This window comes from Ectobacillus sp. OTK (genome assembly GCF_059698935.1).
The window spans coordinates 2696175-2711733 of the sequence record NZ_AP048547.1; the positions used below are offsets into that span (position 1 = coordinate 2696175).

Annotated in this window: 13 protein-coding genes; 10 read left to right on the forward strand and 3 right to left on the reverse strand. The window is 37.8% G+C overall.

All coding sequences use genetic code 11. The features are described from left to right. Window positions 1–771 precede the first annotated feature (771 nt). Window positions 772–2553, reverse strand: a complete 1782-nt coding sequence (locus AC6HZ4_RS13415; RefSeq protein WP_497495712.1) for a GMC family oxidoreductase — start codon at window positions 2551–2553, stop codon at window positions 772–774. Between the two features lie 1168 nt (window positions 2554–3721). Here AC6HZ4_RS13415 and AC6HZ4_RS13420 point away from each other — a divergent pair. Both AC6HZ4_RS13420 and AC6HZ4_RS13425 read left to right on the forward strand, forming a co-directional pair. Continuing rightward, window positions 3722–4612, forward strand: a complete 891-nt coding sequence (locus AC6HZ4_RS13420) for an SDR family oxidoreductase (protein ID WP_497495496.1) — start codon at window positions 3722–3724, stop codon at window positions 4610–4612. Between the two features lie 742 nt (window positions 4613–5354). Beyond that, window positions 5355–6857, forward strand: coding sequence for a malate:quinone oxidoreductase (locus AC6HZ4_RS13425; RefSeq protein WP_497495497.1), 1503 nt, complete (start codon window positions 5355–5357; stop codon window positions 6855–6857). Window positions 6858–7472: 615 nt separating this feature from the next. On the opposite strand, the gene AC6HZ4_RS13430 is transcribed toward AC6HZ4_RS13425, so the two are convergent. After that, the gene (locus AC6HZ4_RS13430; RefSeq protein ID WP_497495498.1) at window positions 7473–8183 is read right to left on the reverse strand and encodes a YhcN/YlaJ family sporulation lipoprotein; all 711 of its coding nucleotides are present in this window, start codon (window positions 8181–8183) and stop codon (window positions 7473–7475) included. A 222-nt stretch (window positions 8184–8405) separates the two neighbouring features. On the opposite strand from AC6HZ4_RS13430, the gene AC6HZ4_RS13435 reads away from it, so the two are divergent. The 4 genes from AC6HZ4_RS13435 (at window position 8406) to AC6HZ4_RS13450 (ending at window position 10751) form a co-directional block, all read left to right on the forward strand. Then, window positions 8406–8843, forward strand: a complete 438-nt coding sequence (locus AC6HZ4_RS13435) for a hypothetical protein (RefSeq protein ID WP_497495499.1) — start codon at window positions 8406–8408, stop codon at window positions 8841–8843. Between the two features lie 477 nt (window positions 8844–9320). Further along, window positions 9321–9446 carry an FbpB family small basic protein gene (locus tag AC6HZ4_RS13440; protein WP_497495500.1) on the forward strand — a complete coding sequence of 42 codons (126 nt, stop codon included), beginning with the start codon at window positions 9321–9323 and terminating at the stop codon, window positions 9444–9446. A gap of 168 nt (window positions 9447–9614) precedes the next feature. Then, window positions 9615–10232 carry a DedA family protein gene (locus tag AC6HZ4_RS13445; protein ID WP_497495501.1) on the forward strand — a complete coding sequence of 206 codons (618 nt, stop codon included), beginning with the start codon at window positions 9615–9617 and terminating at the stop codon, window positions 10230–10232. Window positions 10233–10529: 297 nt separating this feature from the next. Next, entirely contained in the window at window positions 10530–10751 is a 222-nt protein-coding gene (locus AC6HZ4_RS13450) for a hypothetical protein (RefSeq protein WP_497495502.1), read from the forward strand. 166 nt (window positions 10752–10917) lie between these two features. On the opposite strand, the gene AC6HZ4_RS13455 is transcribed toward AC6HZ4_RS13450, so the two are convergent. After that, a complete protein-coding gene (locus AC6HZ4_RS13455; protein ID WP_497495503.1) occupies window positions 10918–11361 on the reverse strand; it encodes an Lrp/AsnC family transcriptional regulator in 444 nt (147 codons plus the stop codon). A gap of 165 nt (window positions 11362–11526) precedes the next feature. Here AC6HZ4_RS13455 and AC6HZ4_RS13460 point away from each other — a divergent pair, with 165 nt between their 5' ends. The 4 genes from AC6HZ4_RS13460 (at window position 11527) to AC6HZ4_RS13475 (ending at window position 15445) form a co-directional block, all read left to right on the forward strand. Next, entirely contained in the window at window positions 11527–12159 is a 633-nt protein-coding gene (locus AC6HZ4_RS13460; protein ID WP_497495504.1) for a YitT family protein, read from the forward strand. Window positions 12160–12445: 286 nt separating this feature from the next. Then, the gene (locus AC6HZ4_RS13465) at window positions 12446–13348 is read left to right on the forward strand and encodes a DMT family transporter (protein ID WP_497495505.1); all 903 of its coding nucleotides are present in this window, start codon (window positions 12446–12448) and stop codon (window positions 13346–13348) included. A gap of 279 nt (window positions 13349–13627) precedes the next feature. After that, window positions 13628–14488, forward strand: coding sequence for an exonuclease (locus AC6HZ4_RS13470; RefSeq protein ID WP_497495506.1), 861 nt, complete (start codon window positions 13628–13630; stop codon window positions 14486–14488). A gap of 114 nt (window positions 14489–14602) precedes the next feature. Further along, a complete protein-coding gene (locus AC6HZ4_RS13475; protein WP_497495507.1) occupies window positions 14603–15445 on the forward strand; it encodes a hypothetical protein in 843 nt (280 codons plus the stop codon). Window positions 15446–15559 lie beyond the last annotated feature (114 nt).

The following is a 15559-nucleotide window of genomic DNA, read 5'->3' on the forward strand; positions in this document are numbered from 1 at the left end:
TTTTGTAGTGAACAACTATGTAAACCAGGTGATCCATGCGGCAAGTTCTTGAGCCGCATGGATTTTTCTTATGGCAAAAAGTCAGATTTTCCAGGTTGCTTTTTACCTATTAACCAAACAAATGTTGAACGGAGTGACATTGGATATAGAAGATTGCTAAGCATAGATCATAAAGGTGCTTTATGCTTAGCTTTTTCATTTATGGGAGATTAGCAGCGCAGCTTTTCCATAGAACAACAGGGATTGGTTTTCACGGATACTGCAGTCCTTAGTAGTAGTGGGATTAAGTGTCAGGAAGATATAGGGAATTTATATTGGTTTTTATCTATTACTCGAACAGATGTTGACATGTTGAATGAGTAACATTGGAGCAGGGAGACTAGGTTGTTTTATATTTATTACAGATTGTTGAATAACTAATATTTTTAAAAGAAAAAGCTACTATGTTCTGATATAGTTTAAGTAATAAGCTCAAATCAAATTACAAATCAAATTAGAAGGAGTAGACATTCCCTGATTGCAGCATTGCATATATCAAATGGCTATTCATTATTTCAGGTTTTTACGAACAATGATTCTTTAAATAGAATAGGAAAAGCCCTCCTGTTTCTCAAGAGGGAAGCGTATGGTTCTGACTAGGTCCGCGGAACTACGAATCCTGCTTTGTCAAAACGCTGGCGGTTACAGAACTATAAAAGCTTTCATATGAAAAAGCCTGATTTTATGGACTTTCCCGTAGGGTGTAGTGAGTATAGTAGGATGTGTTGAGGATTATATTCTAGATTTAAATTCCGACAAAACTTCATAATATCTAAGTTCTCGATTATTCATTACATACGTAGAACAATCCTCTCGAATAAATCGTACTGCATTTAAACCGATCATTTGAGCAGGGATGGAAGTGTTACCATCTGGCAAAATAGGAGCAATGGAAAGATCAGCCACTTTAAGATTTTTAGTACCAAAAACATTCAAAAATCCATCAACAACTCCTTCTTGAATATTCCTCCCCATTTTACATTGTCCTCCAAAATGAGCGAAATTCGTATAAGAAGCCTCGACATAATTAGCAAGCAGGTTTCGCTTTTCTCTCTCACTTGCCAAATTGAATATATTTTCAGAAGGATATACAATTTTATAAATACCCTCCGGATCTAGTTCACGAGCCTTCATTATAATATTGAAAGTCTCAATATATTGATCCACCATAAAGTTTAAGTCATCAGGATTTTCAAGAGGATTAAAGTTAATCGACGGATAAGCTTCAGGATCACTATGTGCAACCATAATCGTACCCTTACTTTTGGGATTAACGTCGACAATCGCAATACTCATGATATTTCTTGGTTTTTTGGGGTTAAATCCCCAATTGTTAATAAGCACATCTTGACTTGGGAGAAACAAGGGTATTGGAACACCTAATAATTGAAGTCGACGACCAGGTCCTTCTTCCTTTCTAAAAGCACCTAGTGCAACTGGCTCATTAGGGTCAGCAGACAATACCTGAAGCAGTCGGTTTGTTTCTATCTCTACTCCCATTGCAACATAATAGTGAGTTTGAAAATTGCGGCCAACATTTGGACTCTCTACTACTGTTGATATACCCGCTTTAGCTAAATCAGCTGATCTTCCAATTCCTGAACGTTGTAGAATGACCGATGAGAAAATACCAGCGGAGACAATAATTCCTTTTCGAGCAAAAGATCTTTGTGACACTCCGTCCTTGACATATTCAACACCAACAGCGATGTTAACCCCTTCTTTCTGTTTAAATAGGATTTTGTTCACTGTTGTTTTTGTGAAAATGATCAACTTTCTCCGCCCAATTCCAAACTCATCTGGATGGAACTCATTTCCTTGTGTTACGATATTTTCATTCAGGTATCCGGTTGCAGTAGATGAACGGACAAACATCCCATCAACTTCTTGTTGGATAAATTGTGATTTGAAAAATGTACAATCTCTTATGCCTGTATTATAATCTTCGACAATTGGGATGCCCAAAACCTCTGATGTTGCTTCTGCTAAAGTATAGATAAGTCCATTCCTTGGAATAATTTGTTGCCTAACAAAAATGGGACCGTTTATTCCCCGTTCGTTCGGGTTTTCTGTCTTTCCTGTGTAGGTTTCATTTCGTTTAAATAGGGAACGAATATTCTTGTAACTCCATTGATTTCCGACGAGATCTGCCCATTCATCATAAAGATTGCGACTTCCACGTACTGCACCCATGAAATTATGTTGTGAGCTTCCTCCGATTACTCTTCCGCCCCATAATTTAAGCTGACGTCCAATATTTTGCTCTGTTTTTGAAAGGGTGTTAAAGGAAAGTTTATTATCATTAGCTAAAGCTGCTGCTGTCTCAAGAGAAGGACTATTGTTTGTCATATTCGTTCCTGCTTCAAGGACTAGTACAGAAGTATATTTATCGTCGGTTAATTCTTTGGCAACTACTCCCCCGGCAGTTCCAGCACCAATCACGATATAGTCAAAAAAATTTTGTGTTGAAAGATTATTCTCCAAATACTTTCTGTAATACTCGTTTATTTTGATCACTCCCTCTCTCTTTTTTCCCTATACGGTATTCAACAACCCAAAATTTGCCACTGGAGGTGAAGTGCGGCCTTACTTCATTTTAAATGATATTTCGACAAGGGATAATTTCATGTATCGTATTTACAACTAAAAAAAGAAGTTAACAATTGACATGATTACGTAAAGTTTACAACAAAGACTCTTGCTCATAGAGAAGATGCTATAAGCAGAGTAATTGAAAGAAAGGGTTTAAGCAGCTGTCTTATCTTTGTGATTAAGAAAAATCAGTAAGAGATAAGGGATAAAGAATCATTTATATTTGGAATGGAAAGATTGAAATCCTAACACTGCGACTATAGAATATAAGTCATTTTGCCTTTGCTTGGATAGATACTGTTAAATTGTACTGATATTAGGCTTGGGAGACTGTAGGTTGTTTGAGGGCACACCGACATACATAATATTCATTTGCGAATTATTCGGTGCCCACCGAAGGAGGGAGGATATACGATGACATATTAACGAACAGCTTCATTATGCAATGACAGAAGAACGGAAACCAGAATTACATGTGATAGACCTTAATAATGATGATAAAAAAGAAGTTGTAGTGATCTTAATATTAAGTACTAGTACATGGGTAGTGCAGATATTTCCCAGTACTTTAATCCTTCTGGGTGGACTTTGGACACTAAAGTGGGAACTATATGGACAATTAAATTTTGATATTAAACTCTAATGGTAATGACATTGAAAGGGTAATTGAGCCAGGGAGCAGGATTAGACAAAGGAGTTTGTCAGGAAGCATATTGTATTGATTTCGTATCTCTGCGAAAAATCTCTCATTATTTTGTATAAAGCAACTATGAAACAAAGCAGTCCATGCGGCAAGTTTTTTAAGCCACATGGACTTTTCTTTATAGAAAAGAAAACCCTAGGCCTAGCCTAGGGTTCCAAAGAGCCTCCAACGTGGTATTAAAAACCCCCCCGTGGTGCTAAAATATTTTTGGTTCGTCAACCAAAATATCAGCATACAGGTTAGTACAATAACGATGTTGTATATTCATCCTTCGCTTTTGACAGGTATTAGGCTGTATGAATAACTAAATTATTAAATTAAGGAGGATGAACTAAACTCCCTTTCTAGGCATAAGTTAACAAAGAAGACCTTGAGAGGAGAAGAAAAATGAAACAGCAACAATACGTAATAATAAGAACAGAAGAGATACCTGTTCAATTCCCTCCTCAACATCAGCCATTTCATCCAGGGTTTGAATGGTTAATGGTACCAAGACCTATTTCAGAAATCGGCACCTATCGAGCAACAGGCAAATTACAGGGAAAAGTAGCAATCATTTCAGGTGGAGATAGCGGAATTGGAAGAGCAGTTGCGTATGCATTTGCTAAGGAAGGGGCAAATATTGTTATTGCATATTTAAATGAGCATATTGATGCATTAGAAACGAAACAGCGTGTTGAGCAACTAGGACAACAGTGCCTTGTCATTGCTGGAGATTTAGGACAAGAAAAAACAAGCCATCAAGTGGTCCAGCAAACCTTACATGCGTTTGGTAAAGTGGATATTATCGTAAATAACTGTGCGGAATCTTTTCCAAAAGAACGAATAACGGAAATTACCAGTGAACAACTTCTACGAGTTTTTCAATCTAATGTTTTTTCGTTTTTTTATTCAACGAAGGCCGCTTTACCTTATTTAAAACCAGGTAGTTCCATTATAAATACGGGATCAGCATCCGCATATGAAGGACAGCAGGGAAATCTTGATTACTCTACATCAAAGGGAGCCATTATTACATTTACTCGATCACTAGCCCTTGACTTAATTAATGATGGAATTCGTGTAAATGGTGTTTCACCAGGGCCAATTTGGACACCAATCATACCTTCAAGTTTTCCTGCTGAACAAATGATGAGTTTTGGGTATGGGACACCAATGAAGCGAGCTGGTCAGCCATATGAACTTGCCCCGGCGTATGTGTACTTAGCCAGTGATGATTCGAGTTATGTCACTGGTCAAATAATCCATGTCAATGGGGGGATGAGAACAAGCAGTTAAAGGCACCGGAAAAGGATGACAAAAGCTTTGGATTTGGATTAATAAGTTGGACGCAAAAAAGTGGGGATTATGCTGCCTTTCGAGTTTGACCACCGAAAGCTTGGGGAGTCAGTGCTTAGTAAGGCGGTAGAAATTCTAACTGAGATAGGGAAGGAAAGCAAATCCAAAAGGAGTTTGTCAGGAAGTATTCTGTATTGGGTTCGTATCTATGCGGAAATTATCTCGTTATTTTGTAGTGAGCAGCTATGGAAACGAAGATGTCCATGAGACGAGTGCTTGAGCCGCATGGCTTTTTTTTATGACAAAAAGTTTGGTTTTCTAGGCTGATTTTTACCTATTACCCGAAACAGCAGTTAACATGTTGCATAAGCAGCATAGTGGGCCGATATTTCGAATCAATCGAACTGAACCATGCCGCAAGTAACGGCGAAAATTAGAGGGTGCCGGTTCACTGGTAACGGCAAACCAAAGCCTTAACCCTTGCAAGAAGCGAGTTAAGGCCTTGGTTTTTGTGTGTTCCTAGGGCCTTGTGGAAGGACTTCTCACTTTTTTACCAGCTTTAAATAGTTTATAATTATCAGATAATAGTAGATATGTTAATCTATAAATAATTATAATAGACTATGATATGGTTATAATTGAGACAGAAAAGGTGTATTCCTAGTTGGCGCCTTGCTTTTTGTGACACCTAAGCAGGAGCACCTACTCTTTTTTACAAATATAGGGGATGAGGAAGGGTATAATGAGTAACATACAGAAAAAAACAGACGTTATCTTAATTGGTGCCGGAGTCATGAGCGCGACTTTGGGATCATTACTGAAAGAGTTAGCACCGGAATGGGAAATCAAAGTGTTTGAGAAACTCGCAAACGCAGGAGAAGAAAGCTCTAACGAATGGAATAATGCTGGTACGGGGCATGCGGCACTGTGCGAGCTTAACTATACATCCGAAAAATCTGACGGATCCATAGATATTAGCAAAGCGATAAAAATTAATGAACAGTTTCAGCTTTCAAGACAGTTTTGGTCTTATCTTGTAAACAGCAATCTGATACGTAATCCGCAGGACTTTATCATGCCATTGCCTCATATGAGTTTAGTACAAGGGGAAAAAAATGTAACGTTTTTGAAAAAACGTTTTGAAGCACTGGCAAACAATCCCCTGTTTCAAGGGATGGAATTTTCCGATGACCCTGAAAAGCTGAAGGAATGGATTCCGCTTATCATGGAAGGCCGTACATCGAATGAACCGATAGCGGCAACAAAAATCGACTCTGGAACGGATGTCAACTTTGGTGCTTTAACACGCATGTTGTTTGACCACTTAAAGAGTAAAAACGTCGAGATAAACTACAAACATAGTGTTGAGGATATTAAACGTACTAGCGACGGCTCTTGGGAATTAAAAGTGCATGATATCGATAGCGGTAAAATCGAATACCATACTGCAAAATTCGTCTTTATCGGCGGCGGGGGCGGAAGCCTGCCTTTACTGCAAAAAACCGGTATTCCTGAGTCAAAACATATTGGAGGATTCCCGGTAAGCGGACTATTTATGGTATGTAACAATCCGGAAGTTGTAGCGCAGCATCATGCAAAAGTATACGGTAAAGCTAAGGTTGGTGCTCCTCCAATGTCTGTTCCGCATCTTGATACAAGATATATCGACAACAAAAAAGCATTGCTGTTTGGACCATTTGCCGGCTTCTCGCCGAAGTTCTTAAAAACTGGTTCAAATTTTGATTTGATAGGTTCCGTAAAACTGAATAATGTCTTCACCATGTTGGCGGCAGGCGTAAAAGAGATGGCATTGACAAAATATTTGATCCAGCAAGTTATGTTGTCGAATGAAAAGCGCATGGAAGAATTACGCGAGTTTATTCCGAATGCCAAAAGCGAGGATTGGGATATAGTGGTAGCGGGCCAACGTGTGCAGGTTATCAAAGATACTGAGGCCGGCGGTAAAGGAACACTTCAATTTGGTACGGAAGTTGTTAGTGCCGCTGATGGCTCGATAGCTGCATTGCTCGGCGCTTCTCCGGGTGCTTCTACTGCCGTTCACGTTATGCTTGAGGTATTAGAAAAATGCTTCCCGCAACATATGAAAGAGTGGGAACCGAAAATCAAAGAAATGATTCCTTCTTATGGCGTGTCACTAGTGGAAAACCCAGAGCTTTTCCAAGAAATTCATACCTCAACAGCGCAGACGCTTGGTCTAAGCCAAAAAGAACTGGTCTATAGTTAATTCTTTGTGGGAAACCAGTCCTATAATTTTTCTATAGAACAACATTGGTTGGTTTTTAGACGGGCAGAAATGCTTGAGGTACATGGGAAGTACGTAATGCGATTGAAATAGATTTTAGGTTGGGTTTATACCTATTAACAGAACGAATGTTGACTGTTGAATGATTAATAGCGAATTAATGAGGAGGCTAAGCATTGAATTTATCATGCTGTCTATGCTTAGCTTTTTTATTTGAGGGCATCCACATAAAACCTATTGTGTTTTCGTTAAAGAAAGAGTAGAATTCTCGTATGCTAAGCTAGTAGTTTCTTAGTTCTTTATTACATTATTTTTTGTTGTATTGAGTGAGCTTACATACTTTGACGGAGATGTATAAAATCCTGTATGTATGATAACAACGGCAAGGGTGGGAGAGATCTCTTGCTGTTGTCATGTTTGAATGTCAAAGTAACTGCTGAGAATGAGAGATTATGTAAACTCGAAATGAATAGGTATGGTTAAATTTTCTCCATAAAAATTTGTAAGTTTATATTTTTTGAGGGATATTTAGCTAGTACCATATAAAGTAAAAAGCTACCCAAAAAATCGGTAGCTTTTTTCACATAGTGCTTTTATTTAAAAAAACCTACGTACCATATCAGTAAAATCTTCAAAAAGACCATTTCTGTCTCGTCCGTCACGAATGTTGTTTGTATAGTTTGTCATTTGTCCGAAAAAAGTTGGATTAACTGATACATATACGTTGCGAATATCCCTATCAGCTGCTCGTACCTGATTAGCTATTTTTCGTTCTAAGGCAGAAGAAACTCGTCCATCTCTCGTTCTGCCTAGGCCAGTAGTACCTGTGCCAGTGTTAGTAGTGCCTGTACCAGCGTCATATCCTGTACCAGTACCGTAGCCTCTACCAGTGCCATATCCTACACCAGTTCTAGTGTTAGTAGTGCCTGTACCAGTATCGTAGCCTGCACCAGTTCCAGTAGTGCCAGTTCCAGTGTTAGCAGTGCCTGTACCAGCGTTATATCCTGCACCTGTGCCATTTCTGCCATTTTCAAGTCTTACAGCTACATATGCATCATTATCTCTTATAATTACCTGTGCCTCATCGACTTCCTTCAAGCGTTCAACATGATTGGCTGCATTAATTGAAACTCTTAAATTTTGGTTAGCATTATTTCCAATAGTACCATTTTGATTATTGGTTCCAACTTTGTGCATTTGGACGTTGCCATTTCTGTTATTTGCTGCATTATTATCCAGATCTCCTCCACAGCCGGCTAAACCTGAGAGGAAAGTGGCTAAAGCTAAAGTTATACACTTCTTATTCATTATGGTCACTCCTTAAAGTTAGCAATACAAGAATAGGTTGGCTACTTTAAAGAGAACTATTCGAAGTAAACGGAAAGCAAAAATTAGGAATATTGAAAAGATCTTGATGTTTTGGAGTGAATGAGCGAGGTGGGATCATGGAATACTAACAGAATCTATAATACAAAAAGTATTAGAATGGAATAATTTGGACAAAACTGACATTGAAAAGGAGGTTTTGTCATGAAATACAATCACAAATGGTTGTCTTTGGTTGTTCTTGCTGGAGTTCTGGCTATTACTGGCTGCAGTGCTTCTGAAAGAGGAGAGGGAGCACAAGCACCGAAGGAGGAGGCTCAATCCGTAAATCAGATGCAGCCTGATCTCAAAACGGGAGTGAATAGTGTGCTGCAGGAGGTTCAAAAGCTGGAGGATTATTTGAAAACCTCATCTCAACAAGAAATAATTAATAAGTTCGGAAAAGAAATCGCTAAAAAATGGGATTTGTTTGAGGATGAGGTAGAGGATGCATATCCAGATCAGTATAACAAAATTGAAGCGAATTTATATCCTCTCATTGCTGAGACAGGAAAGCCGCAGCTTGATATAGCAAAAATTCAGGATTTAATCAAAAAGGTGCAAGACGATTTGAAAATGTTTTTAAAGCAGCTTCAATCCTAAAAAGGCAGAAGATATCCTGCTAGCTTCCAGTTACATTTTTGATATAAGAGCATGGAATGTATCAAAATGATACGGAGTTACATGGCAAAAATCATTGACAGAAGAATGAAAAATATATTATGATTATTTCAAATAGTCGAATAAATCTCCTAAAGGGGAGTAGCTTTTACAACAAAGTCGTCATTTCGGAGCTTTACCGCTCCCGGCTTTGTTGGCAACATAATGTTGTTAGCAAGACCTTTGCTTTTTTTGGTAAGGGTCTTTCATATGTGTGTGTAAAAAACCTTTGCCAAATGCGGTAAAGGTTTTTTGTTTGGCTTCTTACAATTGGAGGTGGGTATATAAACAATAGACAGTAAGCTCTTATTATAAGACCAAGAGAACCTAGTATATTTGGAGTTTTTATCTAAGCGAGCTGTACGGAGCAGACGGATACAGCCAAATGTAAAACAGTTTATAATGATGGGAGATAGAACTATGAAAAAAATTAAAATACCTTTATCGGAGTTAATCAGAAAAAATAAAGAGGAGCTTTTGAAGGATAAGATACAACTTGAGAAAATCGAAAAACGTATTGATGAAAAATATCTAAACGCTAAATAGGATTATATTACATGAAGTGAACTCCATTTTGTTAGGAAATAGTTGGGAATGAATTACTGCTTTTAAGGGGATTTGAAGGACTGTTAGCTGTCTTTCACTTAGACGAATTATGCTAACGACTTCATCCATAAATCATTTTCTAAGTGTAGCGATAAGGAGCATATAATAGTGGAGAACTGGATTACAAATATAATAGAACAATTCGGATATATGGGGATTCTTTTATTAATTGCATTGGAGAATATATTTCCCCCTATCCCCTCCGAAGTGATTTTGACGTTTGGAGGATTTATGACCACTACGACAAAATTAAGTGTAACGGGAGTTGTCCTGTTTGCGACGCTTGGTTCTGTTGGTGGAGCTGTTATTTTATATGGTATAGGTTTACTTATAGATGTAAATAGGCTAGAGAAGATTGTTGATAAATGGGGATTTATTCTGCGCTTGACGAGAAAGGATATTCATAAGGCAAATGCTTGGTTTACGAAATATGGGGTATGGACTGTGTTTTTTTGTCGGCTTATCCCATTAGTAAGAAGCTTGATTTCCATCCCAGCCGGCATGGCACGTATGAACTTCGGTGTTTTCTTACTGCTGACAACACTTGGAACACTTATCTGGAATGTGATTCTTGTGAATCTAGGTGCCGCAGTGGGAGGATCTTGGGAGAGTATTGTAGGTTACATGGATATATACTCGAATATAATCTACGTAGGATTGGGGTGCCTTTTTCTTTTATTTGTAGTAATGGCGCTAAGAAAAAGGAAAGCAGCGGAAATGAAATGACCATATAATCTATCGGAGCTATAGGGGGATAAGCCTTATAGCTCTTTTTGTGTACAGTGCTTCATAAATAGCGCGTGTTTAATTTCACGTACTGGATTGTATGTATTAAAAAATTTTACAAACGTCTCTAGTTGGTAAAAGTGTATAAAGTTATATTCGTCACGGAAGAGATCATTGTCATGTTAATATTTTTAAGTCTTTCTTTCAACATTCTCGAAATTTTTTGCTATTGCTTATAGCATTGGGGACTTTGAGAAAAACTAACCTTTGCAGAATGTTGGAAGGGATGGAAACTTGATGAGAAATTTGGTTTATTTTCTTAATGACAAAATGGAAGCAGATCAGCTTGCAGAGGATTTAAAGGTTCAGTTGGAAATTAACCGCTTTAGGAATGTGACGGTAGTACCTGTTAATGAGAAAAAAGAACTCATTGTACAAGTTCCTGAGGCAAACGGGGAATTAGAGGAAGCAGTAGAAGCTTTTATGACAGATTATAAAGCAGGGGTAATGCTTGAATAAACAAAACAACACAGAGGAGAGTAACCTCTGTGTTGTTTTGTTTGTTACATCACTGTAATCGAATGTTTATAGTATCAAATTAGTTTGATGCTATGTAAAGTCTGCTGCCAATGTGATTTATGCTCAGAGTATTACTATTAAAAATGAGCTATGTATGGCTTGTCTTTTAGGTTTCTGAATTAGGCAAGATAGGACGAAACGTTACGGGAGAGGTTAAGACAACTGAGGTATATAAGTTACCATAAGGCATTAATCGATCTACAAGTAAACGTAAGCCGTCCATCCCTGATACAGCAGCCTTCATAAAATATCCGATATGACCAGTTACACGATGGCATTCAATAATATCCAAATCCTCGGCAATCATTTTCTCAAACTCAGTTACAGAGACTTTAAGATCGCTGATTTGGATAATTAAGAGCGTATCTCTTCCTACCGCAGCTGGAGATACTCTTGCGGAGAAGCCTTCAATTACTCCTCGTTCTTGGAGCCTAAGCAAGCGTTCAGTAATGCTTGGGCGGCTTAGAGACAATTTTTTTGAAAGTTCGCTAACAGTCATACGCGCATTTTCCTGTAAAAGATGAAGTAAATCAATATCAATTTGATCCATAGTTATGCACCTCTCATAGTGAAGGATTTTTTAATAAAATGTGTTCAATATGTAAAGCGTAAAGGGGGAAAAATGTTTATTTTTGCATATAAAGCTTACAATTCAGATTGTATCATGTAAATAGAACATTTACATATGCTGAAGCTGTTTGGTAAGGAGAAGATTATGAAGAGATTATTCCACATATTACTAGGGTGCTTCCTTACGAGCATCGGAACAATTATTCTACAACATGCTCATGTTATGACAGGAGGAACTGCGGGACTCTCGTTGATTTTGAGCTATATTTCAAATATTCCTTTTGGTGCGGTGTTTTTTCTCATTAATATTCCGTTTTATGTGTTGGCGGTTAAAATGATGGGTTGGAGCTTTACTCTATCTACCCTTTTTTCTGTTACATTGTTGTCTTTTATGACAGGACTAGACCGGTTGCTTCCTGCCTTTTCTATTCCTATGTCTGTTGGTGCCGTGGCGGGAGGTGCAATTATCGGAGTTGGATTATCAATATTATTTATGAACCGTACTTCGCTTGGGGGTACGAATATTCTTGCTCTTATTCTGCAAAAAAAATTCAATTGGAATCCAGGAACGCTTAATTTTATATTTGATTTTCTTGTTGTATGCTTCGGATTGTATTCTATAGGAGTGATGCAGGGATTGCTGTCTATTTTGTCTATTGCAATTACTTCTAGTATCATTAGCTATTTTAAAAGCAAGATTGCAGTCAGCAATCAGACTGTTAAACTCCATAGCAATGTAAAACAATATTCAGTCAAGACAACGGTCAAAGTCAATTAATAAAAAAGCAGGCTTCTCTCCGCCTTGGAGCGGGAGAAGCCTGCTTTTTTGTATTATCATGCTCAATCGAAATTAACATAATGGGGTATTTGATAATTGGATTATGATATAATCGTTTAATTGGATGAATACAAGAAGTGTTTTTTATTTTATTATAATAACTATAAACATAATTAAATTGTTTAAAACAGAGGAGTGTTTTATGAAGGGGACTAGAAGAATGGCTTTATTGTAGTTTGTCCCTTACAAAGGATCCATGAAAATCGAAGATGCAGGGAGAATAGAAATGAAACGGTGGATAATTGAACTCTTATTACTAGGTGTTGTCATAATTTGGGGCATTAACTATACGATTGGGAAGTATGGGTTAACAGAATTAACTTCTATCGATTTTACTGCAATCCGGATGATAGTAGCTGCTCCGTTATTACTGCTGATTACATTAGGGATAGAACGTTCTATTTTTATTAAACAGGAAGACTTGGGGCGCTTAGTTATAGTGAGTATAGTGGGAATTACTCTCTATCAGACATTATTTATGGAAACCATTAAATATATTTCTGCGACGAATGCTTCGCTTTTAATTTCGCTATCACCTATTTTTACAACGGTCTTCTCTTTGTTAGTGAGACAGGAGAAATTTTCGATCCAAAAGCTGATAGGTTCCCTTATAGCATTTATAGGAGCTGCGCTTGTGTTGCTTGTTCAAGATCCATCTGGCCATCAAAAGAATGTAGTGATAGGTACTATCATTGGGATTCTTGCATCTGTTAGCTGGGGGTTGTATCCTATTTTGGCGAATCCATTAATAAATAAGTACTCAGCTTTAAGGGTGACAGCATGGTCAGCTATGATTGGAGCCTTTCCATTACTTCTGTTAAGCAGTTCGAATCTGGTATCTCTTTCTTTTAACTTAAAGCTTACAACTTGGCTATCATTATCGTATTCTATCTTTTTTGTCACAATCTTTGGGCTTGTCACATGGTATGTAGGAGTCCAAAAAATTGGAGCAACAAATACAATGGTATATATGTATGTGACTCCCTTAGCGGCGGTTTTATTTGCTGCTATATGGGCAAATGAACATATTTATTTTCAACAGATAGTTGGAGGGAGTATCATTTTTGTTGGTTTATGGTTTGTAAAGCATCAGAAGATAATCCAGACTAACGAGGCAGAGCATCGTTGATTTGCTGATGGATTGTTATAAATTTAAGTGCGTTAATTAAAAACAGTCTCATGTGATGTGAGACTGTTTTTCTATGGAAATCAGGAAAAAGCAGCTCGTCTATTGCTTCAGCATCTTTTTGTAATTGTAAAAACAATTTGAAATGATGTTTTAGCTTTATATTCGTATAAAAAATAAAGAAATATTCAACATATAAACCTCTTTAACCTTCATAAACGTTCTGCACATGAAAAAAATAAACGATATAATGAAAAAAAAGATAAAGAAGAGGTACGTCATATGTATAAGCCTGATTATTACATTGTTTTTGATATTGAACGGAATTTTAGGCCGTATCAGTCGGATATCCCGGCAGAAATTGTGGATATAGGTGCGATTAAAATTGAAGCGTGTACGATGCACGTTGTAGATAGCTTTTCTTCTCTTGTAAAGCCGAAATCCTCTCTCTCTCGACATACAACAAAACTAACAGGAATTACAAAGCGGGATATAAAGGAAGCAGAACGATTTCCCCAAGCTATTGAACGATTTCGGGAGTTTGTTGGAGAAAATTATATGCTTGTAACGTGGGGGAAGGAGGATTATTCCTTTTTGAAGGATGACTGTACGATGCACGGTGTAGAATGTCCGAATTTAGAGAAAAGTAAACGATTTGATTTGCAGAAGTTTGTCTTTTATGCCTATGAGGAGTTATTTCCCAATCAACCAAGTCTAAAGCTGGCGGTTGAGAAGCTTGCTTTACAGTGGGAGGGGGAGCAGCATCGCGCGTTCGATGATGCGAAAAATACCGCAAGTATTTTTCTAAAGGTAGCCATGGAAAAAGACTTATATGGTTCATACAGGAGGCAGGGCGAGTCTTTGCTTTTTGAGGAGGGGAAGCTTACAGATAAAGGAAGAAAGAAAATGACCCGGTGGGTGTTTAAGGAACTGAGGAAGGGTGAGCATTCCTCATTAACATGGGAGTTATTTATAAAGAGCCGTACATGGGAAAATGCGCTTGATCAACATGATTTTGACGATACAGCTTTGCAGCAGCTGAAAGGGTATTTTAAAACGGCCTTGCGCAAAGCAAAACAACAGCTTCACGCATTGAATGCAATGAAAAAGCAAAGTGATGGAATGGATCAAAAGCCGATATAAATTTTGTGATAATAACCATAAAAATATTATGTAAACTGAAGGGTTTGTCATTATCATAAATATACGTTTTTCGGGAAATGTAAGAAAGAATATGGTTGGAGAGAGGGAAAGACAATGAAGACAACAAAGACCATCATATTTTTTCTTTTTTTCTGTATGATCCAATCTGCAGCAGCTGCTAAGCTTGAGGATGAACATGCACCAATTAGCTTCAAAGTTGAAATGCTTCCGTGGAAAGAAGTAAATCAAGTGTTGCCGAACAAATCGAAATTTACAGTTATAGACGTGGAGACAGGACTGCAGTTCCGGGTTCAGAGAAGAGCTGGAAATAAGCATGCTGACGTACAGCCTTTAACGAGAGCAGATACAAAAATTATGAAAAAAATTTATAACGGCAAATGGAGCTGGAAACGGAGAGCAATCATTGTTTTATCTCATGATCAAATGATTGCGGCTTCTATGCATGGAATGCCGCATGGCGCGGGGGCTCTTATAAATGGCTTTCCAGGACACTTTTGCATTCATTTTGCTGGAAGCACGACGCACAGATCTGGCCGCGCTGATATATCTCATGAAATGATGATTTTGAAGGCGGCAGGGAAACTGGAAGAGTATTTGCGGTATGCAGATCCTTATCAAGTAGTGAACACGTTTACGGTTGCTGTGAATCAGCAGGATGCGACTATGTTGGATATGGTCATTACAAACCCAGGTAAGGCAAACAAGCTGTATCCTATTGTTTCACAGATTGAGTCCATCAGGTTTGCAAATCAGCCTTTACGTTCTCCAAAGAACACAAGTGAACTGCTGTATATGGAGATACCATTAAAAGCTGATTTATACTTGAGAGGGGAAGGGAAGAGCAAAAAAAACGTTCGTTTTATTATGCGGCGGGATAGTATAGCAGACCGGTGGAGAATTGATTCAACAGCCTTTTTGGAAAATTTTACAAAATAATTCTGTGTGGTTAATCGTGTACCCATAAGCAAAGGAGGGAGAAGTATCTTTTTTTCAGCGAATCATCATAACCGTTTTGAAGCCTATTCCTTTGAGCATATCATAATGATAGGA